This window comes from Streptomyces sp. CNZ301, assembly GCF_004217425.1.
The window spans coordinates 387,818-413,399 of record NZ_SHLG01000002.1; the positions used below are offsets into that span (position 1 = coordinate 387,818).

Genomic DNA, 25,582 nt, shown 5'->3' on the forward strand with positions numbered 1-25,582 from the left:
GCTCACCTCCAGGGGAGCAGCAAGGATCGGTGCCATTCGAGGAATGCGGGCACAACTCCGCTGAGCATGCGGAATGCCGATATTCCACCTCGCAGTGTCCCGAGACGGATCAGTTCATGTCCGGGCGCGTCCACCACCACCCGTACGGCCGCAACGGGACGTCTGCGCCCCGGCGCCGAGGGGTCCGGCCCGCCGCGCGCGCCGCGCCGTCCGGCGGGCGTCGTGGCGGTGCGGAGCGTGGCGGCCGACTCCATGTCGGCGGCGACCGCGGAGGTGGCGGTGCGCAGAGCGGAGCGTGAGGGTCCGCGCACGATGTGCGCGGAACCGGCGAGCGGTCCCACGTGCACCGTTCCGTACGGGCGCAGCGCCTCGGCCAGCAGCTCCGTGCCGGTGCACTCCGTACGGCCCGACGCGTCCCGCGTCTCGTCGGCCACGACGAGGTCGCCGGGATGCATGCCGGGCAGGAGCCCGGCGCAGAATCCCGTCGCCACCACGGCGGTGCCGCCGGCCTCCGGCTCGTCCCGCAGCGCCCTGGCGACCGCGCGCTCGGCGGCCAGCGGCCCCATTCCGGTGCGCAGTACGGTGACCGGGCCGGCCGCCCCTTCCGGGATGACGCCGAAGCGACGCAGCGCGAGCCGCTCGATGCCCATCGCGCAGGCGATCAGGAGGGGGCCGCGGTCACCGGAGACCGTCATCTCTCTTCCTGCCGCCCGGCTCCGGTGCCCGGGCCGTGCAGGTAGCGGCCCAGTGCGGTGAGCGGGAAGACCTGCCGGTAGAGGTGGTAGTTGATGGAGAAGTCCCACGGGAATCCGGTGCCGGTGAAGTGCGGCTCGTCCCAGGTGCCGTCCTCTCGCTGCGTCCGCACGAGCCAGTTGATCCCCTGCTCCACCGCCATCGAGTCCCGCTCGCCCGCCGCGAGCAGTGCGAGCAGGGCCCAGCCGGTCTGCGAGGCGGTCGAGGTGCCGCGTCCGGCCCACTCGCGCTCATGGCCGGGACGGTAGGAGCGCAGGTCCTCGCCCCAGCCGCCGTCCCCGTTCTGGACGCTCTCCAGCCAGTAGACGGCGCGGCGGACGGCCGGGTGGGACGGCGCGAGCCCCGAGGCGACGAGCGCGGGCACCACGCAGCCGGTGCCGTAGATGTAGTTGACGCCCCAGCGTCCGAACCAGGCGCCGCTGACCTCCTGTTCGGACAGCAGCCAGGAGACCGCCCTGCGCACCCGTGGGTCGTCGCGCCTGCCCTCGGCGGAGAGCATCTCCACCATGTGCGCCGTGACGTCGGCGGAGGGCGGGTCGATGACTTCGCCGAAGTCGCAGAAGGGAAGCCGGTTGGGGAAGGTGCTGTCGTTGTCGGCGTCGAAGGCGCCCCAGGCACCGTTCCTGGACTGCATGCCCAGGCTCCAGCGGACGGCCCTGCGTACGGCGGTCTCCACACGCTCCTCGTCGTGGTGGCGTACGCGGCGCAGGGCGAGGACGACCTCGGCGGTGTCGTCGATGTCGGGGTAGTTGTCGTTGTGGAACTCGAACGCCCAGCCGCCCGGCGGCAGTTGGGGCTTGCGTACGGACCAGTCGCCCCGCCGCAGGACCTGCTCGCCGAGCATCCAGCCGGCCGCCTTGACGAGCGCGGGGTGGTCGGGGGCCAGGCCGGCGTCGGCGAGAGCGATGGTGGCCAGGCAGGTGTCCCATACCGGGGACTGGCAGGCCTCGACCATCCGCATCGGGCCGTCCTGCTCCTCGCCTGCCCCGCCGACCCGGTCCGCTCCGTAGCGGACGGTGAAGTTGTCGAGGGCCGCCAGGCCCGCCCGCATGACCGGGTGGTCCAGGTCGTAGCCGAGCAGGCGCAGAGCGATCAGCGAGTACACGGCGGGAGGCTGGATGCCGCCCCAGCAGCCGTCGTTCTCCTGCCGCTCGACGATCCACCGGGCGGCACTGCGCAGCGCGGCCCGGCGCAGCGAGCGGGAGGCGACCCTGCGGTAGGCGTGCAGGCTCCGGTCGAGGCGCTGGAAGAAGCCCTCCCAGGTGGCCGCAGGCGCCATGGCGCGGGGAGGGTTCGGGCGGGCCGGGTCGCGGTGCAGCTCGTCCAGCGAGAACGGTGCCGCACGGACGGGGCGCTTCGCGCACACGACGGTCAGCGGGACGATCGTCTGCCGGGCCCAGCAGCCGAAGTCGTAGATGTTGAGCGGGAACCACTTCGGCAGCCAGATCATCTCCGGCGGCATCTCGGGCAGGTCTGCCCAGCGCCACCAGCCGAAGAGCGCCAGCCAGATCCGGGTGAAGACCCGGCTGGCGACGACTCCGCCCTGCTCGCGCACCCATGCCGAGGCCCGCGCCATGTGCGGTGCGTCCGGGGGGTCGCCGGCGAGCCGGAGCGCGACGTACGCCTCGACGGTCGTGGAGAGGTCTGCCGGCCCGCCGTGGAAGGTCGCCCAGGTGCCGTCCTCCCGCTGCCGGGACCGAACGAAGCGGGCCGCCTCCCGCGTCGTCTTCTCGTCGCGGATGCCGAGGAACTCCCGCAGCAGCAGATCCTCGGCATCCATGGTGACGTTGGTCTCCAGGTCGCCCTTCCACCAGCCCGCCACGTCCTGCCTGGCGAGCAGGTTCTCCACGGCGAGGGCGGTCGCGTGCTCCGCGCGGCCCGCGAGGCTCTCGGGAGCCGCCGGCACCGCAGTGGCCATCGCCCCGGCGCCACTGTCCGTCGTCGCTGTCATCTCATTACCTTCCAGAGGACCCGGCGACGCGGCGAGCGCCGGGGTGCGGTCATCGCTGGCGTACGACGACGAAGTCGGCCAGCGCGGTCAGCTGATCGCGCACGTGCGCGGGCAGGTCGAGGGGCTGGAGGGCCGCGAGGGCGGTGGCGTGCTGCCGCTGCGCCTCCCCCGAGGTCCACTCGCGGCCGCCCGCCTCCTCGATCAGCGCGGCACGCGTGGCGAACTCGGCCTCGTCGAAGTCCTCGATCTCGGCCTGGCTCTTCTTCGCGTCCGCCCTCATCAGTTCGGCCAGACGGGTGGCGGCCGGGTCGGGCGAGGCGAGTGCGGCCACCACGGGCAGGGACTTCTTGCGCTGGCGCAGGTCGCTCCAGGCCTGCTTGCCCGTGGCACCGGGGTCGCCCCAGATGCCGAGCAGGTCGTCGACGGCCTGGAAGGCGAGCCCGAGGTGGTAGCCGTAGGACTCCAGCGCGTCGGCCGTGGGGTCGTCGGCCCCGCCGAGCACCGCGCCGATGGAGACGGCGCAGGCCAGCAGCGCGCCGGTCTTGTTGCCCTCCATCTCCAGGCATTCCTCGACCGTGACCTGCTCGCGGTGCTCGTAGGAGATGTCCTGCGCCTGCCCGTCGATGAGCTTGCGCGTGGCCCGCGTCAGCCGCCGTGTCGCGCGGCCGGCCTCGGGGGTGCCCGCCTCCAGCAGTATTTCGTTGGCCAGGGCGAAGAGCGCGTCGCCGACGAGGATCGCCTGAGCCGGGCCGTGCACCTTCCAGACGGTGTCGCGGTGCCGCCGCTGCTCGTCCCCGTCCATCAGGTCGTCGTGCAGCAGCGAGAAGTTGTGCACCAGCTCCACGGCGACGGCGCCGGGCAGGCCGGTCTCCGGTGGCGCCCCGGTGACCTCGGCCGAGAGCAGGGCGAGCGCCGGGCGTACGGCCTTGCCGCCGTCGGCCGCCGAGGGGCGTCCGGTCTCGTCGATCCATCCGAAGTGGTAGGCGGCGACGGTGTCCATCGGTGGAGCGAGCCGCTCGACCGCGGCGCGCAGCAGCGGGGTGGCGAGCCGCTTGCCTCGCTCCAGCAGAGCGCTGACGCTCGTGTTGTCGACGACGGTGTGCTGGTTCGCCGTGGTCACGGGGTCTCCTCTGCGTTCGGTGCCGTGCGTGCGGGTACCGCTGACCGCGGTGCTGCTGTGGGGGAGTTCTGCGGTGTTGTCCGTCTGCGTCGGCCGGACGTGCCGTCTGTGTCGGCGCTGATCATGCCACCGCCCTTTCGTGTGGTGCCGGGCACCTGATCATTGTCGTACCGGTGGCCCATGACAGTGAGAGCTTCCCGGGCGGCGGTCATTCCACTCCGTACGGCGCCCTCCATCGTCGCCGGCCAGCCAGTATCGGTCCAAGCTCCGGCGAGGCAGACACCAGGCGCCGCGGTGCGGGAGGCGGGGCGCAGCCGTCCGACGCCGGGGCGAGGGTCGAAGGTGGCCGTGCGTTCGCGGGTGACGAAGAAGTCGACGACGCGGGCGGTGCGGGCAGCGGGCAGCAGCCGCGCCAGTTCCGGCAGGTACCGCTCGCGAAGGGCCGCCACGGACCGGTCGATCTCCCCGTGCGCGGCCGACTGGGAGACGGCGAGGTACTGGCCGCCGCCGAGGCCCGAGGGGCCCGTGCGGTCGAAGACCCACTGGACGGGCGATCCGAGCGCGGCGAAGAAGGGCCGGCGCAGCACACGGCGGTCGTAGACGACGTGGAGATTGAGGATCGGGGCCGTACCGATCTGCAGCAGCCTGCCCGGCGACGGCAGCGCCCCCTCCGGCAGCAGCTCGTGCGCCTCGCGCTGGGGCACGGCGAGCACGACGGCGTCTGCGTAGTGCTCCGCGGCCACCCCCCGCCCGTCGCCGGCGGACACGGTCCAGCCTCCGCCGGGCGTAGCGGCGACGGCACGGACGCGGGTCTGCGTGACGACGTTCACGCCTGCCGCGCGCAGGGCTTCGCGGGCGAGCGTGTCGTGAAGGTGACCCAGCGGCACGCGGGAGATCCCGATGTCGGCGGCGCCCGGCGCGGAGAGCAGTCCCGTTCTGAAGACCGTCGCGGCGAGGCCCAGCGAGGCGTGCGAAGCACGGGCGTTGAGCGTGGCGGTGCCCACCAGGTCCCACAGCGCGCTGATCGCACGGTCGCTCTGGCCCTGCGCCCGCAGCCAGGTCGCGAAGTCGACGTCGTCCAGGGCCGGATCGGCCGGGTCGAGTGCGCCCATCGCGAGCGCCGCGCGGGCCGCCTTGCCTCTCTCGGCCGGCGTGAGGTGCCGGTAGGTGGCCAGTGACGCGGCCAAGTGCATCGGTACGGGCAGGCAGTTGCGTCGCAGCCTGCTCAACAGGGGCCGGGCGCCTGCCACGTCGAGGACGGGCACATCGAGTCGGCGTTGCAGCGGGGCGAGACTCACGCCGCCGATCCGCCGCAGGAACCAGGTGTAGGCGGTGCAGCAACGCAGGTGCACGTGCTGCCCGTTGTCGACGGTGAGCGGGCCGGCCGGCGAGTGGCGGCGGAAGGAGAAGGCGAGGCCGCCCAGCCGCGGACGCGACTCGAGGAGGGTGGTGGGCACGCCCGCGTCGGCGAGCCGGAGCGCTGCTGTGGCTCCGGCGATCCCGCCGCCGACGACGACGGCACGACGTTCGCGGGTGGCGTGAGTGGCCCCCAGCCCGGTCTCGGATCCGGTCATGCGCGTGCGCTCCGCCTCGCTGCGTGCCGCGCGTCGACGCCGGTGAGCCCACGCACGGCGACGTACGCCTTCTGCCTGTTCGGGAGCGAGACACGCTCGCGCAGCACCGCGTGCGGATCGGCGGCGATACGTTCCAGCAGACGGTGGTAGATGCCGGCCATGGCGGCGACACAGGCGCCGGATCTGCGGTCGAGCAACGGCAGCAGCCGGTACCCCTGCGCGAACAGGGCGCGGGCGCGCTGCACTTCGTGATGGACGAGCCCCCGGAAGTCGCTTCCGGGCTTCGCCTCGCCGTTGTGGAAGTCGGCGGAGCAGCCGAACTTCTCGAGATCCTCGGCAGGAAGATACGTGCGTCCGTGAACGGCGTCCTCCCGGAGGTCCCGGAGAATGTTGGTGAGCTGGAGCGCCAGGCCGAGAGTGTCGGCGTACTCGGGGGCGCGGACCGAGTCCCCCACACCGGGAAGAGTTCCGAGGACGCCGAGAGAGAGCCGGCCGATCGCACCGGCCACGCACCGGCAGTACACCTCCAGCTCCTCCCAGCTGTCGTACCTGGTGCCGCGCACGTCCAGCAGGACTCCGTCGATCAGTTCGTCGAGCCCGCCCAGTGGGACGGGGTAGTGGCGTGCCGCGTCGCTGAGCGCGACCGCGACGGGGTCGGTGTCGTCCTGGTCGATGCCGCCCTCACGGATGCGTCCCAGCAGCTCGCGGGTCTGCTCCAGCCTTGCGATCTTCACGGACTGGTCGAGAGGGCCGTCGCCGATGTCGTCGACGCGCCGTGAGAATGCGTAGAGCGCGGACATCGCCCGGCGCTTCCCGGTCGGGAGCAGCCGGATTCCGTAGGCGAAATTGCGGGCCTGCTGGCCCGTGACGGACTCGCAGTAGTCGTACGCGGCGGCCACCGACGGCGGCACGTACGGTACGGGCCGGGCTCTGTCCACGGTCCGCTCACCCCTCTCGTCGCAGGGTTGCGGCCACCTCGCGCAGCAGCCCGCGCGTGGTGGCCCGGGGAGGTCCTGGGAGTACGTCGTAACCGGCACGGCGGAGGGCGCGGAGGACGGCACGTCCACCGCCGGTGAAGCCCGCGAGCAGCAGCCTCAGGCGCCCGCGGACGCTGGCGGCGAGCGGGTCGCCCGACGAGAGCAGCACGCGGGCACGGTCCGCCTCGAAGGCCAGCAGGGCGCGAACCGACGCGTTGGCGCTCGGGGCGGCGAGGTCGGACTCGGTGACGTGGAAGCGGGCCATGTCCTCGGCGGGCAGGTAGATGCGGTCGCGGCCGAGGTCCTCGGCGACGTCCTGGAGGTGTTCGACGATCTGGAGCCCGGTGCACACGTCGTCCGCGTAACGGATCCGCTCGGGGGTAGCGGTTCCGGTGATGGCGAGGACGAGGTGGCCCACGGGGTTGGCGGACAGCTCGCAGTAGCCGAGCAGTTCGGCGTGGTCGGCGTAGCGGCGGACCTTCTGGTCCTGGCGGTTGGCCTCGATGAGGGCGAGGAACGGTTCGGGCGTCAGGTTCCGGCGGCGCACCGTCGGAGCGAGGGCCCGCAGCAGGGGATGCGCGGGGGCGGGACGTCTGGTTTCGAAGAGGCCGCGCAGGTCGGCCTCGAACGCGTCGAGCATCGCGAGGCGGTCGGCTCCGGCCTCGCTGCCCCATTCGGGGCCGAGCCCCAGATACTTCGCGTCGAGGCCGCCGGGGGCGAGATCGCCGTCGCCGATGTCGTCGACGAGCCGGGCGTACCCGTACACGGCCATCAGGTCGTAGCGCCACTCGCGCGGCAGGAATCCGGGCGCCACTGGGAAGTTCTCCCGCGTGGCCTTGGCGAGGACGGCACGCGCATGGGCGTCCGCCTCCGCGCTCACCACGTGCTGCCAGAAGCCATTGCCGTCACATCTCCGTTTCTACACCGCTGGGTCAAAACATCCTATTTCGGACACGCCGCTCCAGCACGGCGGTGAGGGGCGGTCCGTAGCAGCCCCACGCGCGGCGCCGAACGGGGAGGCAGGGGGCGCGGGTCCGGCCCGCCGGGGCTGCCGGTGAGGGCGGCACACGCGCCGGCGGGCGCTCGGCCTGGCGGATCCCGCGACGGGGCCGGCGAAGGCGCGCTCGGCCACGGCATGCGTCTCCCGGCGGGCAGGGACGCGGCAGCCGTCACGCGCGGCCACTCCCGCACCGGGCGGACCGTGACGTCGGCGGCGGGCTCCGGGCGGAAGCTGCTTCGCCTTCGCCATCAGCGAGCTGCGGCTTCTGCGGATGTGCGGCCCGGGCGGCGGGCCCGGCGATCCGCGCCGTGGCCGACACGGCGGTTCCGGTGCTGGGGAAGCTGCCCGGCAGACTCGGCCCGGAAGAGACGGCAGCCCCGGACCGTGCGGGGTCCGGCCCGCCCGGCACGAGCAGGGGCCCGCGAGGCACGGCACCGGCGCAGGAGACCACGTGCGAGGACCGTCCGATCAGGGCCGGCCCCCGCACGGAAAGCGGCGGCCGGTCCGGAACCAGGTCCGGGCCGGCCGCCGCCTCAGCTCGCGGTGGCGCGCGTGAGCGGGCCTACTTGCCCGTGAATTTTTCGTACTCCTTGAGCACTTCCTCGGTCGGGCCGTCGTGCACGAGTTCGCCCTTCTCCAGCCACAGCGTCCGCTCGCAGGTGTCGCGGATCGACTTGTTGTTGTGGCTGACGAGGAAGACCGTGCCGGCCTCCTCCCGAAGCTGCCGGACGCGCTGCTCCGAGCGGCGCTGGAACTTCTTGTCGCCCGTCGCCAGCGCCTCGTCGATCATCAGCACGTCGTGGTTCTTCGCGGCGGCGATGGAGAACCGCAGCCGGGCCGCCATGCCGGAGGAGTACGTGCGCATCGGCAGGGTGATGAAGTCGCCCTTCTCGTTGATGCCGGAGAAGTCGACGATCCCCTGGTAGCGCTCGGCGACCTCCTCGCGGGACATCCCCATGGCCAGCCCGCCGAGCACGACGTTCCGCTCGCCGGTGAGGTCGTTCATCAGCGCGGCGTTGACACCGAGCAGCGACGGCTGGCCGTTGGTGTAGACGCGGCCGCTCTCGGCGGGCAGGAGGCCCGCGATGGCCCGCAGCAGCGTCGACTTGCCCGAACCGTTGGAGCCGATCAGGCCGATGGCCTGGCCGCGGTAGGCGGTGAAGCTGACGCCCTTGACCGCGTGCACCTCCCGGACGCTGCCACCGCCCGGCTTGCGCCGGATGATGCGGTTCAGAGCCGCCGTGGCGCTGCCCTTGCCCTTCGCGCCCCCGTAGACGCGATAGACGATGTGCAGGTCCTCGGCGATGACGGTGGGGACCCACGGCTTCTCCGTCGCGGGGCCCTCCGCCTGGTGGATCACATCTGTCTTCTCCTGGGTGTCCTCAGCCACGGCCATAACGCTCCTCCGACTTCCAGAAGAAAACAAATCCGCCGATGCCGGCGAGCACGCCCCAGCCGAGCGCGAGCGCCCACACGTGCGGCGGGAGGGACGAGGCGGGGTAGCCGTCGATGAACGCGAACCGGATCAGGTCCATGTACACGGCCGCCGGGTTCGCCTGGAGGACGTCGACCATCCAGGCCGGTGCGTCGATCCTCGAGAGCTGGTACGGCAGGAAGAACATCACGCCGGACGCATACAGCCAGGTCCGTGTGATGAACGGCATCAGCTGGGCCAGGTCCGGGGTCTTGCTGCCCAGCCTCGCCATGATCAGGGCCAGCCCGGTGTTGAAGAGGAACTGGCAGAGCAGCGCGGGGAGGATCAGCATCCAGGACCAGGCCGGGAAGTGCCGGAACGAGACGAGGATGACGACCAGCACGATCATCGAGTACAGCAGCTGCTGGAGCTGCTGCAGGCAGATGGAGATCGGCAGGGAGGCCCGCGGGAAGTGGAGCGCGCGGACGAGGCCCAGGTTGCTGGAGATGGCGCGCACCCCGTTGAGCACCGAGGTCTGGGTGAAGGTGAACACGAACACACCCGTCACGAGGAACGGGATGTAGTTCTCCTGACCGCCCGGGATGCCCTTACGGCCGCCCATGATCACGCCGAAGATGAGGAAGTAGACAGCGGCGTTCAGCAGGGGCGTGACCACCTGCCACACCTGGCCCAGCTTCGCCTGGCTGTACTGAGCGGTGAGTTTGGCCCTGGAGAAGGCCAGGATGAAGTGGCGTCTCGCCCAGAGCTGCCGCACGTACTCCGGCAGCGAGGGCCGGGCACCGCTCACGGAGAGCCCGTACTTGGCCGCCAGGTCGGCCGGGGACAGACGGTCGTCCGGGGTGGGCGGAGGCTTCACGCCCACAGCACCGCCGTGCGTTGTCTCGGTCACGTTGGAAACTTTCGTCCTCACACGCGCAAGTGAACTGGAAGAAGTGATGGTGCTTGAGACGAGCTTGTCAGATCACGGGCGGGCGACCTAGTCGGGTCAGCCGCCACACGGTACGCCAGCGCATCGGCCTGCGCGGGCCGCACGGTTCGGCCCACCCCTCCCGGAATCCCCCGAGCCACGCGCGCAGGGCCGGGCGCGAGGGGCGGCGGGCGAGAGTGAGGAACAGCCAGACGCCGAGGTAGACGGGTACGAGCAGGGCCGGCAGGTTCCGGCGGGCGAGCCAGACGCGGTTGCGGGCGACCATGCGGTGGTAGACCGCGTGCCGGCTGGGCGCCGTCGTGGGGTGGTGCAGCACCATGTCGGCGCGGTAGTCGATCGACCAGCCCGCGTCCAGGGCCCGCCAGGCAAGGTCCGTCTCCTCGTGGGCGTAGAAGAACTCGTCCGGCAGTCCGCCGACTTCGGCGATGACCCTCGTACGGACGGCGTTGGCGCCGCCGAGGAAGGTCGTGACCCGGGAGGAGCGCATCGGGTCCGCGGCGCGCAGCCTGGGCACATGGCGGCGCTGTGTCTCACCGGTGTCCGGGTCGGCGATGCGGAAGCTGATGATGCCCAGCGACGGGTCGGCGGCGAAGGCCTCGCGCACGAGCTCGGCGGTGCCGGTGTCCGGAAGCAGTCCGTCGTCGTCGAGGAAGAGCAGGGCGTCGACCTCGGCGCCCGACGGGCCGAAGGCCTCGATGCCGACGTTCCGGCCTCCGGGGATGCCGAGATTTTCCGGAAGCTCGACCGTCCGTACACCTTCCGGCAACGCCGGCAGCGGCGCACCGTTACCGACCACGACGGTCTCGATCGCGTCTCCGTCCTGTTTGGCGACGGAGTCGAGCAGCGCCCGCAGTTCCTCGGGACGGTTGCCCATCGTGAGGATGACGGCGCCGAGCCTCGGGGTCTGTGCGGATCGCTCCGGGCTCTGCTGCGGCATGGTGGCTCCCTCCGTCACTTGAGCCTGCTGGAGGCGAGGATGGACACCAGATGCAGCAGCGTCTGGACGACGGCGATGCCGGCGAGCACGGCGACACCGAGCCTGGTGAAGAAGAGGTCCCCTCTGATCTCGTCCAGAACCGCGAGGAACAGGATGAGCAGCGACGCCTCGATCCCGAGGATCAGCCGGTGGAACTTCAGCGCGGCGGCGGCCTTCCGGGCCAGCGCCACCCCCGACGAGCGGGGCTCGCTCGCGGCCTCCTTCACGGGCGGCAGTCCGCTCTGATGGCGGGCCACGCCGACCAGATCGGTCTCGGCCTTGATCAGTACGGCACCGAGCGCGGCGAGGGTGCCCAGGAAGGCCCACAGCCAGTCGATCCGGCCGACGCCCCACAGGTCCGCGGCGCGCAGGCCGAAGCCCAGCAGCACGGCGGCGTCGCACAGATAGGCCCCGACCCGGTCCAGGTAGACCCCGCCGAGCGAGTACTGCTGCTTCCAGCGGGCGAGTTCGCCGTCCACGCAGTCGAGCAGCAGGTAGAGCTGGACCATCACCACGCCGAGCACGGCCCCGCCGATCCCCGGCAGCAGCAGTGCCGGGGCGGCGAGGACACCTGCGAGAGTCATCAGGTAGGTCAGCTGGTTGGGCGTGACCCCGGTGTTCACCAGGTGCCGGTCCACGCGCAGGGAGACCTCGCGCATGTAGAGCCGCCCGGCCCAGTGCTCACCGCTGCGCCTGTCCTTCACGCCCTCCGGGTGAACGACCGGACGGAGTTCAGCTACTGATGGCTTGTGCATAGTCGCGGTATGCGTCCCTGATCTGGTCGGCGGACAGGTCGAGGTGTTCGAGGATGGTGTACCGCCCGGGCCTGGTCTCCGGGGCGTACTCCGTCACTTTCACGAACTCGTCCTCGTCGAAGCCGATTTCGTGAGGCAATACGGGAAGGCCGTGGCGCTGGAGCACCTCGACCATGAGCATCGACATCTCCCGGTCGCCCCGCAGGAACGTGGCGAACGCCGCCCCGAGACCGCACTGTTCGCCGTGGCTGGCGGCGCGCTTGGGGTAGAGCAGGTCGAAGGCGTGGTTGATCTCGTGACAGGCACCCGAGGCCGGCCTGCTGTCACCGGCGACCGACATCGAGATCCCGGTCATCACCAGCCCCTCGGCGAGGACTTGGAGGAACGCGTCGTCGCCGACACCGCCGGGGTGCCGCAGCACGGCCTCCCCCGCCTGGCGGGCCATGGCGGCTGCGAGGCCGTCGATGTCCTCACCGCGCACCGTGTGGGCGAGCTCCCAGTCCCGCACCGCGGAGATGTTGGAGATCGCGTCGCCGATCCCGGAGCGTACGAACCGCGCCGGTGCCTCCCTGATGACGTCGAGGTCGATGACGACGGCGATCGGGTTGGGCACGCCGTACGAGCCCCGTCCCGCGTCGTTGTCGAGGGTGGCGACCGGCGAACACAGGCCGTCGTGGCTGAGGTTGGTGGCCACCGCGACCAGCGGCAGGCCGATGCGCGCCGCCGCGAACTTGGCACAGTCGATGATCTTGCCGCCGCCCAGGCCGACAACCGCGTCGTAGCGCCCGGACTTCATGGAGTCGGCCAGCTTGATGGCGTCGTCGATGGTGCCGCCGCCGACCTCGTACCAGTCGGCGCTGGGGAGGGCGGGGGCGAAGCGCTCACGCAGAGCCGCGCCCGAGCCACCGCTGATGGCGAAGGCCAGCCTGCCGTTCGAGGAGATCCGCTGATCGGCCAGCAGGCCCGCCAGGTCGTCCAGGGCGCCGCGGCTGATGTCGACGACGACGGGCGACGGAATGAGGCGGGTCAGTACTGGCATGCGATCTCCCTGCCCTTTGCGAGGTCGTCGTGGTTGTCGATCTCGACCCACTTCACGTCGCCGATCGGCGCGACGTCGATCTTGAAGCCGCGGTTGACCAGCTCCTGGTAGCCGTCCTCGTAGTAGAGCTGCGGGTCGCGCTCGAAGGTGGTCTTCAGCGCGTCGGCCAGCTCCTCGGCGGCCTCGGGCTCGATGAGGGTGAGGCCGATGTACTCGCCGCTCGCCGTGGCCGGGTCCATCAGCTTGGTGATCTGCTGGACGCCCTTCTCCGGGTCGGTGACGACCTTCATCTCCTCCTCGTCCAGGTGCTTGACCGTGTCGAGGGCGAGGATGATCTTCTGGCCGTTGCCGCGGGCGTCGAGGAGGGTCTTCTCGACGGATACGGGGTGGACGGTGTCGCCGTTGGCGAGCAGCGCACCCTGCTTGATCACGTCGCGTGCGCACCACAGGGAGTAGGCATTGTTCCACTCCTCGGCCTTGTCGTTGTCGACGAGGGTGAGCTTGACGCCGTGCCGCTTCTCCAGGGCTTCCTTGCGCTCGTACACCGCTTCCTTGCGGTAGCCGACGACGACGGCGACGTCGGTGAGGCCGACGGCCGCGAAGTTGGCCAGGGCGATGTCGAGGACGGTCTGCGACTCCTCGTCGCCTTCGGGGCCCACCGGCACGAGTGCCTTGGGAAGGGTGTCGGTGTAGGGGCGCAGACGCCGTCCGGCGCCGGCGGCCAGCACGAGGCCGATCATGCGGGTTCTCCTGTTTCGTCGTGTACGGCGGGTGCTTTGGAGGACACCCAGAAACGGATGCTCTCGATGAGCACCACTGCCGCGACGACCACGGCGAGCGTGGTCAGCGCGATGGTGAAACCTGTCGGGCCTGGGCCCTGCTCCGGGCCGCGGCCTGCGCCGGAGGCCCAGAGGGCCGCGGCGAGGGCGACGACCAGGGCTCGTCCTTCGTGACCCCCGGTCGCACGGACAAGCCAGTGCGGAGGCGCGCCGGTGCCGCCGCGGATGCGGTACACCGTGTCGTAGTGATGGTAGGCGACCGCCGCCACCAGCCCGAAAGCGGCGGGCAGCGCGCCGTTCACCCCTGATTGTTCCGCCCGTGCCGCAAGGACAAGCACGAGCACGTATTCCGCAGTACGGAAGACGGGCGGGGCAAGCCAGTCCAGTGGGCCCCGCAGCGGGGCGGCGACGGCGAAGCCGGAGGTCAAGGTGTAGACGAGCGCGGCCACGCACGGCCAGACGCTGCCCAGCGGCGTCCACAGCGCTGTGGCCAGCAGCCCGGCGGCGCCGAGGAAGGCGACGGCCGGAGGCCCGTATGCCGGAGCCTCACTCCCCCTGCCTCCGGCGGGGGGACCCCCGGCGCGGCGGGCCAGGGCCGCGAAACCCTCCGCGAGGGGGCCGCTGTCGGCGAGGTCGGCCAGGGCACGGGCGGCGCGGTCGGTGCGCCGGGCCTTGCGCGTGAGTGAGCGCAGCACGCGGCCCGCGGTGGTGTAGCAGGCGGCGAGGGCGCAGCCCACGAGGAGCACTACGAGGGTGATGCGGGGCGTGGTGCAGGCGGTCAGCACCGCGATGAGGGCCCAGCGTTCGCCGATCGGAAGCACGATCATGCGGCGCAGCCACACCGTCCACCCGACGTCGTCGAGCCTGGTGGAAAGGGCCGCGGTGGGGCTGGTGTTGGCGACGGCGTCGTGGTTGGCCTCGTTGAAGGAGAAGTCCACGACGTGGCGGACGGTCTGCAGCACCATCGCTCCGAGGGCCAGCGCCCATACGTCGTCGCCGCCGCGGGCCGCGCCGAGGGCGAGGCCCGCGTAGTAGGCGTACTCCTTGGCCCGGTCGAAGGTGGCGTCGAGCCAGGCGCCGAGAGTGGAGTACTGAAGGTCGTAGCGTGCGAGCTGCCCGTCGGTCGCGTCCAGCACGAAGGAGGCGATCAGCAGCACCCCGGCGGCGACGAAACCAGCCCTCGTGCCGCTCGCGGCGCATCCGGCCGCGATCAGCGCGGTCACGAGGGATGCGGTGGTGACCTGGTTCGGGGTGAGGCCGCGGCGTGCGCACCAGCGGGCGATGTAGCGGGAGTAGGGGCTGACGCAGAAGGTGGTGAAGAAGCCGTCCCGCGACTTCACCGCGTTGCGCAGGCGCACCGCCTCGTCGTCCACGCCGTCGACCGCGCTGCGTGCGGCCGCGCGTGCCTCCTCGCCCACCGGGACGGACGCGACGAGCGGACCCAGTTCCGGGCGGTGCACGTCGACGTCGCCGGCTTCCAGCGCCCCGGCCACGGCGTCGGGCAGGGTGCGCGGCGGTGCGGTGACCGCGCCCTCGTCGTCAGGTCCGGGGCCCGACGCGTCGGGGGCGGCGCCGGAGCCCGCGGAGTCCGCTTCGTGCAGGGCACGCGTCAGCGCGCCGCGGGCCTGCGCCTGTACGGACAGGGCCCCGGTGACGGCGCCCGCCGCGAAGCGGGGGTCGGTCAGCGCCAGCCGGAGGCTGTGGCGGTGACCGACGAAGTGCGGGTCGACGAGCGCGACCCGCGCTCCCGCGGGGGCGGCGGCCACTGCCGCGGCCACCTGGCCCGTCTCCGCGGCGACCTGGACGTCGAACCCCAGCGACCGCAGGTCGCCCTCCAGCGGCGACCCCGCGACCGGCGGACCGGTGAGGATGGCGGTCGACAGTCGAACTCACTCCTTGGACGCTGGCACAGCGCGTCTTCCGGCCTGGGGAGGGCCGGGCAGCGGGCAGGGTGCGCCGTGGCCCGTACGGTGGCGGGCGGCGCGTCGGCAGAGGCTATCGGATCGCACGGGCGCGCTTTCATCGCGCGTTCACCGTGCGGGGGTTGCACTGCCGGAGCACAGCATGGTCGATCTTGGACGGAGCGCAAAATGCGGTCCTGCCGCCGCCGCTTCCGGCTTCCGGTCCCCTGCGCACACCACCGGCGCCGCCGGGGACTCGTTCGGGTGGTGCCCTGCGGCGGGCCCGCCGCGAGCGGAGCGGCGGCCTGCACCGGCGTGCACGGAGCGCGGAACGGCCTCCCGGCCGGCGGATAGTCTGCCGTCATGACGTGGTTGATCACAGGCGGGGCCGGTTATATCGGGGCGCACGTCGCGCGGACGATGGCGGAGGCCGGGGAGCGGGTGGTCGTCCTGGACGACCTCTCGGCGGCGGTGCCGGAGCGCCTGGAGGGGATGCCGGGGCCACAGCCCGTACTGGTGCGGGGTTCGGTGCTGGACCGGGAGCTGCTGGACCGCACGTTCGCCGAGCACGGCATCACGGGAGTGGTGCATCTCGCGGCCCGCAAGCAGGTCGGGGAGTCCGTCGAGCAGCCGCTGCGCTACTACCGGGAGAACGTGCACGGGCTGACGGTGCTGCTGGAGGCGGTCGTCGCGGCGGGGGTGCGCCGCTTCGTCTTCTCCTCCTCAGCCGCTGTCTACGGCACTCCGGACGTCGATCTGGTCACCGAGGAGACGCCGTGCGTGCCGATGAATCCCTACGGTGAGACGAAGCTCACGGGCGAATGGCTCGTGCGCGCCACCGGCCGGGCCGCCGGCCTGTCCACCGCCTGTCTGCGCTACTTCAACGTCGCGGGCGCCGCCGAGCCGCGGCTGGCCGACACCGGCGTCTTCAACATCGTGCCGATGTTCTTCGACGCGCTCACCCGCGGCGAGGCCCCGCTGATCTTCGGTGACGACTACCCCACCCCGGACGGCACGTGCGTGCGCGACTACATCCACGTCCAGGATCTGGCCGAGGCACACCTCGCGGCGGCCCGCAGGCTGCCGGCGTCCGGGAGCGGCGGCGATCTCACCGTGAACATCGGCACGGGCAGGGGGCTGTCGGTACGGGAGATGGCGGATCTCGTCGCCGAGGTCACGGGGAAGCGGGAGCCTGCGGCGAAAGTCGCTCCCAGGCGGCCCGGCGACCCGGCGCGCGTGGTCGCTTCGGCACAGCTCGCCGAGAAGGAGCTGGGCTGGGCGGCCCGCCACAGCGTTCGCGGCATGATCACCTCCGCGTGGGAGGGCTGGTGCCTGCGGCACCCCGGCGCACGCTGATCACGCGAGGCGTCCGCTGATCCTCTGCGCTGCCCGCCCCCGGACGGAAACCGCAGGTCACGGCACATGACAACGGTGTTCAGCGTCGCGTTGCACCTGCCCGCCCGGCGTAGTTCACTTGCGTCCGAAAGGCGCTGGGCGCACAGGACCGAGGACGCGGAGGCTCACAGCGATGGGCGCTGGGCACGCTCACGGAGGGCCCGCTCCGGCGGCGGGCGGCACCGCGTCCGCCGCGTACCGGAAGCGGCTGCGTGTCGCCCTGTTCATCACGCTCACCGTCCTGGTCACACAGATCGTCGGCGGGCTGCTCGCCGACTCGCTGGCCCTGCTGGCCGACGCCGGGCATGTGGCGACCGACGCCCTCGGACTCGGCATGGCCCTGCTCGCGATCCACTTCGCCAACAGGCCTTCGAGCGAGCGGCGCACCTTCGGCTTCGCCCGGGCCGAGATCCTCGCGGCGCTCGCCAACTGCCTTCTGCTGCTGGGCGTCGGCGGCTACATCCTCTTCGAGTCGGTGGAGCGCTTCATCGAACCGGCGCAGACCGACGGCGTGCTCACCGCGGTCTTCGGCGGCATCGGCCTGGTGGCGAACGTCGTTTCGCTCTCGCTGCTGCTGCGCGGCCAGCGGGAGAGCCTCAATGTGCGCGGCGCCTTCCTGGAGGTGCTGGCGGACGCCCTGGGTTCGCTGGCCGTGCTGATCTCCGCCGTGATCGTCGCGACGACGGGATGGCAGGGTGCCGACCCCGCCGCCTCCCTCGTCATCGGCGCGATGATCGTCCCCCGCACGCTCAAGTTGGCGCGGGAGGCCCTGGACGTGCTGCTGGAGGCGGCTCCGCGGGACGTGGACATGGCCGAGGTGCGTGAGCACATCCTCTCCGTGGAGGGTGTGGTCGGGCTGCACGATCTGCATGTGTGGACGATCACTTCCGGCATGCCGGTGCTCTCGGCCCATGTGGTGGTCACACAGGAGACGCTGGGCACCGCGGGGCACGAGAGAGTGCTGCACGACCTGCAGCTCTGCCTCGGTGACCATTTCGACGTCGAGCACTGCACGTTCCAGCTGGAGCCGCGCGGACATGCGGCCCACGAAGCGAAGTTGTGCCACTGATCTGCGGCAGACTGGGGCCCGTTGCCGGCAGGCGGACGACGGACGGCCCCGACAGAAGGATCAACATGGCGAACAGCGCAGCGGCACCGATCATGCTCGAACTGGTCGATGAGGACGGGACCACGATCGGTACCGCGGAGAAGCTCTCCGCACATGTGGCACCGGGCCGGCTGCACCGCGCGTTCTCCGTTTTCCTCTTCGACGATTCGGGACGGCTGCTGCTGCAGCGCCGCGCGTTCGGCAAGTACCACTCCCCCGGAGTGTGGTCCAACACCTGCTGCGGACATCCCTATCCGGGCGAGTCGCCCTTCGCCGCAGCGGCGCGGCGCGTGAGCGAGGAACTCGGGACCGCACCTTTCCTGCTGCGTGAGGCGGGCACGGTCCGCTACAACCACCCCGACCCCGACTCGGGCCTCGTCGAGCAGGAGTACAACCACCTCTTCGCGGGGCTCGTACGCGGCGAACTGCGCCCCGACCCGGAGGAGATCGCCGAGACGGCGTTCGTCACCTCGGGCGAGCTGGCCCGCCGTCAGGCCGAAGGGGACTTCTCCACCTGGTTCATGACGGTGCTCGACGCGGCACGTCCCGCGATCGGGGAGCTCACGGGAGCGACGGCCGGCTGGTGACCGCCGGCGGCAGGCCGCCGTGGACGACGGGGATGGGCAGTGCCGCCCAGATCACCTTGCCTCCCGTGCCGGTCTGTTCGACGTCGCACACGCCGCCCGACTCCGATGTGATCACCTTGACGAGCAGCAGGCCCCTGCCGCCGACGTGCTCCTGATCGGGGTCCGCCTCCAGGGCCTTGGGTCTGTAGGGGTGGCTGTCCTCCACGGCGATGCGCAGCCACCCGTTCTGCAGGGCCACCTCCACTCCGATCTCGGGTGAGAGCAGCGCCGCGTGCCGTACGGCGTTGGTGGCCAGTTCGGAGAGGATCAGCAGCAGGTTCTGCAGGACGTCCTCCGGCACGGCGCCCTGGCGCCGGACGAGATCGCGTACGGCGTACCGCAGTTGCGGCACGGAGGAGTCCAGGGCGGGTGCGGTGAACCGCCAGCTTCCCTCGCGGACCGGTGGTGCGGCCCGTTCCTGCACCGGCAGGGCCGCCGGGGACATCCCGCCCGCTCCGGGCCCCATGCGCCCGCGGTTCTCCATTTCCCGCACCCCGATTCTCTCCGGATGTACTTGCACGCGAGCGTTCTTGCAGATGTACGTGCATAGAGTGTTGGTACGCCAGGGGCCGGCTCCTGCCCACTGACCGCAAGTCGGCACTTATCGATGGCAATTGACAGAAGACTTCCGCCCGGGACGGGTCTGTGACAGACCTTGCGCCCATGCTCCGGTGCTCGCCGGCCCGCCGCCTGACGTCTGCCCGGTCACCGTCCCGGCTACGATCCGTACATGGAGCGAGCACGACCCGCGCAGCAAGGACCGGCGGAGCCGCAGGCACATGCGGCAACTGAGGCACAGCGGACGCAGTGGGCTGAGCAGACACAGCAGGCACAGCCCACGCTGCTCACCGAGCACGCGGACGGCGTGGCGACCCTCGTCCTCCACAATCCGGCCAAGCGCAACGCGATGACCGAGGCCATGTGGCGGGAGGTGCCCGGGGTGCTCTCGGCCCTCGCCGACGACGCATCCGTACGCGTCCTCGTCGTGACGGGCGCGCAGAACACCTTCTGCGCGGGAGCCGACATCTCCACTCTGCGTGACTCCGTGGAGTCCTCACAGGCACTCGCGATCGCGGCCGAGGAGGCACTGAGCGCGTTCCCCAAGCCGACGCTGGCAGCCGTGCGCGGCCACTGCGTGGGAGGCGGCGCGCAGCTCGCGGCGGCATGCGATCTGCGGTTCGCCGCGCAGGGCTCGCTGTTCGGCGTCACACCGGCGAAGCTCGGCATCGTCTACCCGGCCTCGTCCACGCAGCGCCTCGTCCGGCTCGTGGGGCCCGCGACGGCCAAGTACCTTCTCTACTCCGGTGAGTTGATCGACGCGGACCGCGCGCTGCGCAGCGGGTTCGTGGACGAGGTGCACCCGCAGGAGAGCCTGGACGAACGCGTCCGCGCCTTCACGCGCACGCTGGTCGAGCGTTCGCAGCTGACGCAGGCGGCGGCAAAGGAGTTCACAGGGAGCACGGTGGACGCGTCACGTACCGAGCACTGGCGGCGGGTGGCCGCGGAGAGCGGCGAAGCGGCCGAGGGCGCCGCCGCGTTCATGGAACGGCGGGCCCCGCGCTTCCGCTGGGCCCCTGGTCCGGCGGGTCCGGCGGGTCCGGCGAGCCGGTAGCGCCGCAGGCGAGGCCACCCGTCCCCGCAGGCCCGCGCCGCACGGCTGCCCCGGGAGGAGACCGGGACAGGAGAATTACCTATCGGTAACGTGTGGTCATGACGTCTCTCCCGGAACGCGCCGCCCGCCGGTGCCACAACATGCTCAATCCCCTCCACTCGGCCGTGTACTTCTCCCCCGCGCTGGGCAAGGAGCTCGCCCCGTACGGCATCGAGGACCCCAGCGCCGTCTACCTCGCGGGCCGTGCCGCGCCTCTCGGTGCGGTGAATGCCGGCACGGTCACCGCCACCTTCTACAACTTCAGCCCCGCACTCGTCGCGCGCTTCGTGCCCGCCGTGTGGGAGTCCGCCTCGCCCGCGACGGTGCTCGCCGCGCGGCTGCGGGCCGTCGATTCGATGCTCCGTGAGCTGCTCGGCGAAGAGGTCCTCACCTCCCCGGAGATGACCGAGGCTGCACAGCTCGCGCTGAAGGCCACCGAAGGCTGCACGCGCCCGGGCCGTCCGCTCTACGCCGCCAATGCCGACCTGCCCGTGCCGGAGGCGCCGCACCTGGCCTACTGGCACGCCGCCACCGTGCTGCGCGAACACCGCGGCGACTCGCACATAGCCGTGCTGCTCTCGGCGGGCCTGGACCCGTTGGAGGCTCTCGTCAGTCACACTTCCAGCGGTCGCGGCATGTCCCCCAAGTGGGTGCTGTCGACGCGCGGTTACAACCAGCAGGACTGGACGGCGGCCCAGCAGCGGCTGCGGGAGCGCGGCCTGCTGGACGCCGAGGGCGAACTCACCGAGGAGGGCGCCTCCTTGCGCAAGGAGCTGGAGCACAGCACCGACCTTCTGGACAGCGCCCCCTACGAGCATCTGGGTGAGCAGGGGGTGGCGCGGCTCACCGAACTGGCCGGAGGCTTCGCCGCGTCGGCCGCGAACGCGGGTGCCTTCCCGGCGGACCTGTTCGGCAAGTGACACGGGCTGCGGGCAGGTTGGCCCGCTGCGGGTCGGGCACCGGGCCCGCCCGGGGTTTGCGTGCACCGTTCGGGGCCACCCGGTGCGTATGTTCCGAGCTATCGCAGACGCACTCCGCATGGTCGCGGGCGCCATCGCGACCGTGGTGACCCTGCCCTTCCGCCTCGTGGCGCGCCTCTTCGGCGGCGCGCCGAGGGCCGGCCGCAGGGTCTGAGCCTCCTACCACGCGACAGGACAACGGGAGACGGTACAACGGCCGGGCCCGCGTGCGGAGTTTTCCGCACGCGGGCCCGGTCCGTACCCCCGCCTGACGGTGCCACCTGCCACAATGCATGCTCACCGGGGACACCCAGCACCAAGAAGGCGGACCAACCATCGTGACGACGACCATCGAAGGCAGGATCGCCGAGGAACTCGGCGTACGGGAGCGCCAGGTCAAGGCCGCCGTCGAGCTGCTCGACGGCGGGTCGACCGTGCCGTTCATCGCGCGCTACCGCAAGGAGGCGACGGAGCTCCTCGACGACGCCCAGCTGCGCTCCCTCGAGGAGCGGCTGCACTATCTGCGGGAGCTGGAGGACCGGCGCGAGGCGGTACTCGAATCCGTGCGGTCCCAGGGCAAGCTCGACCCGAAGCTGGAAGAGCAGATCCGCTCGGCCGAGACGAAGGCCCGCCTGGAGGACATCTACCTGCCGTTCAAGCCCAAGCGCCGCACCAAGGCGCAGATCGCCCGCGAAGCCGGGCTGGAGCCCCTTGCGGACGGGCTGCTGAGCGACCCGGGCGTCAAGCCGGAGGCCGCAGCCGCCGCCTTCGTCGACTCCGAGAAGGGTGTGGCCGACGCGGCCGCGGCGCTGGAGGGTGCCCGTGCGATCCTCTCCGAGCGCTTCGGCGAGGACGCCGACCTGATCGGAGAACTGCGTGAGCGCATGTGGCTGCGCGGCCACCTCGCCGCCAAGGTGCGCGAGGGCAAGGAGGAGCAGGGCGCCAAGTTCAAGGACTACTTCGACTACACCGAAGCCTTCACGGAACTTCCCTCCCACCGGGTGCTGGCCATGCTCCGCGGCGAGAAGGAGGAGATCCTCGACCTGACGCTGGAGCCGGAGGAGCCGGGAGAGACCGCGGCGCGGGGCACGCCCAGCTCGTACGAGAGCACCATCGCCCAGCACTTCGGTGTGCGCGACGAGGGCCGTCCCGGCGACGCCTGGCTGCTGGAGACGGTGCGCTGGGCGTGGCGTACGCGCATCGTGGTGCGCCTCGGCCTGGATCTGCGGGTGCGGCTGCGCACCGCCGCGGAGGACGAGGCGGTCGGGGTCTTCGCGTCGAACCTGCGTGATCTGCTGCTGGCCGCGCCGGCCGGCACGCGTGCGACTCTCGGCCTCGACCCGGGTCTGCGCACGGGCGTGAAGGTCGCCGTCGTCGACGCGACGGGCAAGGTGGCCGCCACGGACACCATTTACCCGCACGCCCCGCAGAAGCAGTGGAAGGAGTCGCTGGCGAAGCTCGCCGTGCTGGCGCGGGAGCACTCCGTTGAGCTGATCGCGATCGGCAACGGCACGGCTTCCCGCGAGACGGACAAGCTGGCGGCCGAACTCATCGCCGCCGAACCGGAGTTGAAGCTGACGAAGGTCACGGTCTCGGAGGCGGGCGCCTCCGTTTACTCGGCGTCCGCCTACGCCTCGCAGGAACTGCCGGAACTGGACGTCTCGTTGCGCGGTGCCGTGTCCATCGCACGGCGGCTTCAGGACCCGCTGGCGGAACTGGTCAAGATCGACCCCAAGTCGATCGGTGTGGGGCAGTATCAGCACGATCTGTCCGAGGTGAAGCTGTCGCGCTCGCTCGACGCCGTCGTGGAGGACTGTGTGAACGGTGTCGGCGTGGACGTCAACACCGCGTCCGCGCCGCTGCTCTCCCGCGTCTCGGGCATCGGCACGTCCCTCGCGGAGAACATCGTCGCGCACCGCGACGGGCGGGGCCCCTTCAAGAACCGCAGCGAACTGAAGGACGTGGCGCGGCTGGGCCCGAAGGCGTACGAGCAGTGCGCGGGCTTCCTGCGCATCCGCGACGGCGAGGACCCACTGGACGCCTCCAGCGTGCACCCCGAGTCCTACCCGGTCGTCCGCACGATGGTGCGGGCCGCCGGCACCGACGTGACCACGCTCGTCGGCAACACGGCGGTGCTGCGCTCGCTCGACGCGAAGCAGTTCGTGGACGACACCTTCGGGCTGCCGACCGTCACGGACATCCTGCGTGAGCTGGAGAAGCCCGGCCGCGACCCGCGTCCCGCCTTCAGGACGGCCGCGTTCAAGGAGGGCGTGGAGAAGCTCACGGACCTCGAGGAGGGCATGGTCCTGGAGGGCGTGGTCACGAACGTGGCCGCGTTCGGGGCCTTCGTCGACGTGGGCGTGCACCAGGACGGGCTTGTGCACGTGTCCGCGATGTCGAAGTCTTTCGTGAAGGATCCGCGGGACGTCGCCAAGCCCGGCGACATCGTGAAGGTGAAGGTCCGTGAGGTCGACGCGGCACGCAAACGCATCTCGCTGACGATGCGGCTGGACGACGACACCTCCGGGGGCGGTGCGGGTGCCGGCGACGGCAGCGGCGGCGGTGAGCGCCGCAGGCGCCAGGGCGGCGCGGACCGCACGCCGGGGCCCCGCAAGGGCGGCGGGAAGCAGGGCGGAGGCCGTCCCGAGGGCCGGAAGCAGAGCGGGGGCGGCAACGGCGGCAGGCAGCAGCGCCGCGACGCGCAGCCCGCCAACAGCGAGATGGCGGACGCGTTGCGCAGGGCCGGGCTGCTGGGCGGCGACGGCAAGAAGCGCTGAGCGCGCGCGGCCGGGCCACCCCCGCGGGGGTGGCCCGGCCGTTGCACGGGAGCAGCCCGGCCGTTGCACCCCGCATCCGGGCCCGCGGTGACGAATGCGGCGGCGTCACCACGCAGTTGAGGGCGGGCGGTCGGCCCCGCTCCCAGCCCCCCGGACCGAGGGCAAGCGTCCCGGGGTGCCTACCGAGGCGGAGCTTGCGCCGGGGAGGCCTCCGGGCGCCGGCGTTCCCGTACGGTGCCGCCGGACACCTCGATGTGCCGCGTCGTGCGAACGGCCTCCAGCATGCGGCGGTCGTGGGTGACGAGCAGCAGCGTGCCCTCGTAGGAGGCCAGCGCCGCCTCCAGTTGCTCGATGGCCGGCAGGTCGAGGTGGTTCGTGGGCTCGTCCAGCACCAGCAGGTTCACACCGCGCCCCTGAAGGAGCGCCAGCGCCGCCCGGGTCCGCTCGCCGGGTGAGAGGGTCGCCGCGGGACGCAGCACATGACGGGCCGAGAGCCCGAACTTCGCGAGCAGCGTGCGTACTTCTTCCGGCTCCATCGCCGCGGCGTCGCGGAAGGCGTCCAGCAGGCTCTCCTCCCCGTGGAAGAGGCGGCGCGCCTGGTCGACCTCGCCGATGACCACGCCGGAGCCCAAGGAGGCGTTGCCCGCCTCGAGTTCGGCGCGGCCGAGCAGGGCGGCCAGGAGAGTGGACTTGCCGGCTCCGTTGGGCCCGGTGACGGTGACGCGGTCGCGCCAGTCGATCTGGAGGTCGACGGGCCCCAGCGCGAAGTCGCCGCGGCGCACCCGGGCACCCCGGAGCGTGGCGACGACGGACCCCGACCGCGGTGCGGCCGCGATCTCCATGCGCAGCTGCCACTCCTTGCGCGGCTCCTCCACGGCCTCGGCGTCGAGGCGTTCGATCATCCGGTCCGTCTGCCGCGCCTTGGCGGCCTGTTTCTCCGTGGCCTCGATGCGGGCGTTGCGCACGTTCTTGTCGTTGTCGGGCATCTTCCGGCGGGCGTTGCGCACGCCCTTGTCCATCCAGCCGCGCTGCTGCCGCGCCCTGGCCTCCAGTCCGGCACGGGTCCGTGCGTACTCCTCGTACTCCTCGCGGGCGTGGCTGCGGGCGCGGGCGCGCTCCTCCAGGTAGCTGTCGTATCCGCCGCCGTACTGGCTCACGAGCTGCTGCGCGAGGTCGAGTTCGAGCACGCTGTCCACGGTCCGGGAGAGGAACTCCCGGTCGTGGCTGACGAGCACCGTGGCGGCGCGCAGGCCGCCGACGAAGGTCTCCAGGATGTGGAGACCGTCCATGTCCAGGTCGTTCGTGGGCTCGTCCAGGAGGAAGACGTCGTAGCGGCTGAGCAGCAGGGACGCCAGGGAGGTGCGGGCGGCCTGGCCCCCGGAGAGGGTCGTCATCGGGCGGTCGAGGGCCACGTCCAGGCCGAGCCGGGAGGTGACTTCCGCCGCTCTTTCGCTCAGGTCGGCGGCGCCGAGGGCCAGCCAGCGTTCCAGGGCCAGGGCGTAGGCGTCTGCGGCGCCGTTCCGGTTCTCCTCCAGGGCGCGTGTGCTCTCGTCCAGCGCCCTCTGGGCCGCCGCCACGCCGGTGCGGCGTTCCAGGAAGGCGCGGACCGTCTCGCCCGCACGCCGCTCCGGTTCCTGCGGGAGGTGGCCCACCGTCGCTTCCGGCGGGTTGAGCGACACCTCCCCCTCCTCGGGCCCGGTCAGCCCGGCGAGGATCCGAAGCAGGGTGGACTTTCCGGCGCCGTTCACCCCGACGAGGCCCACCACTTCCCCGGGGGCGACGACGAGACCCAGTCCGGAGAAGAGCGTGCGGTCACCGTGACCTGCCGCGAGTGCCTTGGCGACGAGAGTTGCGGACATGCCCGCCGATGCTACGGGT

At 71.7% G+C, this 25,582-nt stretch carries 22 protein-coding genes; 7 read left to right on the top strand and 15 right to left on the bottom strand.

The features are described from left to right. Positions 1 to 2: 2 nt before the first annotated feature. From EV375_RS25900 to EV375_RS25960, 13 genes are all read right to left on the bottom strand, one after another. Complete coding sequence (locus tag EV375_RS25900) at positions 3 to 695, bottom strand: phosphorylase family protein (protein WP_130302354.1); 693 nt, start codon at positions 693 to 695, stop codon at positions 3 to 5. Further along, complete coding sequence (shc, locus tag EV375_RS25905) at positions 692 to 2,704, bottom strand: squalene--hopene cyclase (RefSeq protein ID WP_130302355.1); 2,013 nt, start codon at positions 2,702 to 2,704, stop codon at positions 692 to 694. Before shc ends, EV375_RS25900 begins: the two co-directional genes overlap by 4 nt. Before the next feature lie 49 nt (positions 2,705 to 2,753). Continuing rightward, on the bottom strand, positions 2,754 to 3,824 hold the full coding sequence (locus EV375_RS25910) for a polyprenyl synthetase family protein (protein ID WP_130302356.1): 1,071 nt from the start codon (positions 3,822 to 3,824) through the stop codon (positions 2,754 to 2,756). Beyond that, the gene (gene hpnE / locus EV375_RS25915; RefSeq protein WP_130302357.1) at positions 3,821 to 5,398 is read right to left on the bottom strand and encodes a hydroxysqualene dehydroxylase HpnE; all 1,578 of its coding nucleotides are present in this window, start codon (positions 5,396 to 5,398) and stop codon (positions 3,821 to 3,823) included. Before hpnE ends, EV375_RS25910 begins: the two co-directional genes overlap by 4 nt. Next, on the bottom strand, positions 5,395 to 6,336 hold the full coding sequence (gene hpnD / locus EV375_RS25920) for a presqualene diphosphate synthase HpnD (RefSeq protein WP_130302358.1): 942 nt from the start codon (positions 6,334 to 6,336) through the stop codon (positions 5,395 to 5,397). Before hpnD ends, hpnE begins: the two co-directional genes overlap by 4 nt. A gap of 7 nt (positions 6,337 to 6,343) precedes the next feature. Then, positions 6,344 to 7,258 (bottom strand): squalene synthase HpnC, encoded by a 915-nt coding sequence (gene hpnC, locus EV375_RS25925; protein ID WP_130302359.1) that lies wholly within the window; start codon positions 7,256 to 7,258, stop codon positions 6,344 to 6,346. 679 nt (positions 7,259 to 7,937) lie between these two features. Then, positions 7,938 to 8,771, bottom strand: a complete 834-nt coding sequence (locus EV375_RS25930) for an ABC transporter ATP-binding protein (RefSeq protein WP_055486633.1) — start codon at positions 8,769 to 8,771, stop codon at positions 7,938 to 7,940. Further along, the gene (locus tag EV375_RS25935) at positions 8,758 to 9,699 is read right to left on the bottom strand and encodes an ABC transporter permease (RefSeq protein ID WP_130302360.1); all 942 of its coding nucleotides are present in this window, start codon (positions 9,697 to 9,699) and stop codon (positions 8,758 to 8,760) included. Before EV375_RS25935 ends, EV375_RS25930 begins: the two co-directional genes overlap by 14 nt. Before the next feature lie 67 nt (positions 9,700 to 9,766). Then, on the bottom strand, positions 9,767 to 10,675 hold the full coding sequence (locus EV375_RS25940) for a glycosyltransferase (protein WP_130302361.1): 909 nt from the start codon (positions 10,673 to 10,675) through the stop codon (positions 9,767 to 9,769). 14 nt (positions 10,676 to 10,689) lie between these two features. Continuing rightward, positions 10,690 to 11,469, bottom strand: coding sequence for a CDP-alcohol phosphatidyltransferase family protein (locus EV375_RS25945; protein WP_130302362.1), 780 nt, complete (start codon positions 11,467 to 11,469; stop codon positions 10,690 to 10,692). Further along, positions 11,447 to 12,508, bottom strand: a complete 1,062-nt coding sequence (locus EV375_RS25950) for an iron-containing alcohol dehydrogenase family protein (protein ID WP_130302363.1) — start codon at positions 12,506 to 12,508, stop codon at positions 11,447 to 11,449. The genes EV375_RS25945 and EV375_RS25950 overlap by 23 nt, the downstream gene beginning before the upstream one ends. After that, positions 12,496 to 13,248: a phosphocholine cytidylyltransferase family protein gene (locus tag EV375_RS25955; protein WP_130302364.1), complete on the bottom strand. Its 753-nt coding sequence runs from the start codon at positions 13,246 to 13,248 to the stop codon at positions 12,496 to 12,498. Before EV375_RS25955 ends, EV375_RS25950 begins: the two co-directional genes overlap by 13 nt. Further along, the gene (locus EV375_RS25960; protein ID WP_130302365.1) at positions 13,245 to 15,170 is read right to left on the bottom strand and encodes a CDP-alcohol phosphatidyltransferase family protein; all 1,926 of its coding nucleotides are present in this window, start codon (positions 15,168 to 15,170) and stop codon (positions 13,245 to 13,247) included. Before EV375_RS25960 ends, EV375_RS25955 begins: the two co-directional genes overlap by 4 nt. Before the next feature lie 381 nt (positions 15,171 to 15,551). On the opposite strand from EV375_RS25960, the gene galE reads away from it, so the two are divergent. The 3 genes from galE (at position 15,552) to idi (ending at position 18,278) form a co-directional block, all read left to right on the top strand. Then, entirely contained in the window at positions 15,552 to 16,544 is a 993-nt protein-coding gene (gene galE, locus EV375_RS25965; RefSeq protein ID WP_130302366.1) for a UDP-glucose 4-epimerase GalE, read from the top strand. A 172-nt stretch (positions 16,545 to 16,716) separates the two neighbouring features. Beyond that, positions 16,717 to 17,652: a cation diffusion facilitator family transporter gene (locus EV375_RS25970; protein WP_130302367.1), complete on the top strand. Its 936-nt coding sequence runs from the start codon at positions 16,717 to 16,719 to the stop codon at positions 17,650 to 17,652. A 65-nt stretch (positions 17,653 to 17,717) separates the two neighbouring features. Continuing rightward, positions 17,718 to 18,278: an isopentenyl-diphosphate Delta-isomerase gene (idi, locus tag EV375_RS25975; RefSeq protein ID WP_130302368.1), complete on the top strand. Its 561-nt coding sequence runs from the start codon at positions 17,718 to 17,720 to the stop codon at positions 18,276 to 18,278. On the opposite strand, the gene EV375_RS25980 is transcribed toward idi, so the two are convergent. Next, the gene (locus EV375_RS25980) at positions 18,253 to 18,801 is read right to left on the bottom strand and encodes an ATP-binding protein (RefSeq protein ID WP_130302369.1); all 549 of its coding nucleotides are present in this window, start codon (positions 18,799 to 18,801) and stop codon (positions 18,253 to 18,255) included. The two genes, idi and EV375_RS25980, sit on opposite strands and share 26 nt — an antisense overlap. Before the next feature lie 246 nt (positions 18,802 to 19,047). On the opposite strand from EV375_RS25980, the gene EV375_RS25985 reads away from it, so the two are divergent. The 4 genes from EV375_RS25985 to EV375_RS25995 all read left to right on the top strand — a co-directional run bounded on the left by EV375_RS25985 (position 19,048) and on the right by EV375_RS25995 (position 23,704). Continuing rightward, entirely contained in the window at positions 19,048 to 19,929 is an 882-nt protein-coding gene (locus EV375_RS25985; RefSeq protein WP_130302370.1) for an enoyl-CoA hydratase/isomerase family protein, read from the top strand. A 98-nt stretch (positions 19,930 to 20,027) separates the two neighbouring features. Continuing rightward, a complete protein-coding gene (locus EV375_RS25990; RefSeq protein ID WP_130302371.1) occupies positions 20,028 to 20,888 on the top strand; it encodes an SCO6745 family protein in 861 nt (286 codons plus the stop codon). Between the two features lie 88 nt (positions 20,889 to 20,976). Continuing rightward, complete coding sequence (locus EV375_RS29985; protein ID WP_486588814.1) at positions 20,977 to 21,102, top strand: LPFR motif small protein; 126 nt, start codon at positions 20,977 to 20,979, stop codon at positions 21,100 to 21,102. A 163-nt stretch (positions 21,103 to 21,265) separates the two neighbouring features. After that, a complete protein-coding gene (locus tag EV375_RS25995; RefSeq protein ID WP_486588815.1) occupies positions 21,266 to 23,704 on the top strand; it encodes a Tex family protein in 2,439 nt (812 codons plus the stop codon). Positions 23,705 to 23,883: 179 nt separating this feature from the next. Here the strand turns inward: EV375_RS25995 and EV375_RS26000 are convergent, their stop codons facing one another. Next, positions 23,884 to 25,563, bottom strand: coding sequence for an ABC-F family ATP-binding cassette domain-containing protein (locus tag EV375_RS26000; RefSeq protein ID WP_130302373.1), 1,680 nt, complete (start codon positions 25,561 to 25,563; stop codon positions 23,884 to 23,886). Positions 25,564 to 25,582: the final 19 nt, after the last annotated feature.

Bases quoted from the DNA above. Each gene is read 5' to 3' on its own strand.
- EV375_RS25970 (WP_130302367.1), top strand. From the start codon at position 16,717: ATGGGCGCTGGGCACGCTCACGGAGGGCCCGCTCCGGCGGCGGGCGGC.
- hpnE (WP_130302357.1), bottom strand. From the start codon at position 5,398: ATGACCGGATCCGAGACCGGGCTGGGGGCCACTCACGCCACCCGCGAA.
- shc (WP_130302355.1), bottom strand. From the start codon at position 2,704: ATGACAGCGACGACGGACAGTGGCGCCGGGGCGATGGCCACTGCGGTG.
- idi (WP_130302368.1), top strand. From the start codon at position 17,718: ATGGCGAACAGCGCAGCGGCACCGATCATGCTCGAACTGGTCGATGAG.
- EV375_RS25900 (WP_130302354.1), bottom strand. From the start codon at position 695: ATGACGGTCTCCGGTGACCGCGGCCCCCTCCTGATCGCCTGCGCGATG.
- EV375_RS25990 (WP_130302371.1), top strand. From the start codon at position 20,028: ATGACGTCTCTCCCGGAACGCGCCGCCCGCCGGTGCCACAACATGCTC.
- EV375_RS25930 (WP_055486633.1), bottom strand. From the start codon at position 8,771: ATGGCCGTGGCTGAGGACACCCAGGAGAAGACAGATGTGATCCACCAG.
- EV375_RS25985 (WP_130302370.1), top strand. From the start codon at position 19,048: ATGGAGCGAGCACGACCCGCGCAGCAAGGACCGGCGGAGCCGCAGGCA.
- EV375_RS25980 (WP_130302369.1), bottom strand. From the start codon at position 18,801: ATGGAGAACCGCGGGCGCATGGGGCCCGGAGCGGGCGGGATGTCCCCG.
- EV375_RS29985 (WP_486588814.1), top strand. From the start codon at position 20,977: ATGTTCCGAGCTATCGCAGACGCACTCCGCATGGTCGCGGGCGCCATC.
- galE (WP_130302366.1), top strand. From the start codon at position 15,552: ATGACGTGGTTGATCACAGGCGGGGCCGGTTATATCGGGGCGCACGTC.
- EV375_RS25945 (WP_130302362.1), bottom strand. From the start codon at position 11,469: ATGCACAAGCCATCAGTAGCTGAACTCCGTCCGGTCGTTCACCCGGAG.
- EV375_RS25955 (WP_130302364.1), bottom strand. From the start codon at position 13,248: ATGATCGGCCTCGTGCTGGCCGCCGGCGCCGGACGGCGTCTGCGCCCC.
- EV375_RS26000 (WP_130302373.1), bottom strand. From the start codon at position 25,563: ATGTCCGCAACTCTCGTCGCCAAGGCACTCGCGGCAGGTCACGGTGAC.
- EV375_RS25950 (WP_130302363.1), bottom strand. From the start codon at position 12,508: ATGCCAGTACTGACCCGCCTCATTCCGTCGCCCGTCGTCGTCGACATC.
- EV375_RS25940 (WP_130302361.1), bottom strand. From the start codon at position 10,675: ATGCCGCAGCAGAGCCCGGAGCGATCCGCACAGACCCCGAGGCTCGGC.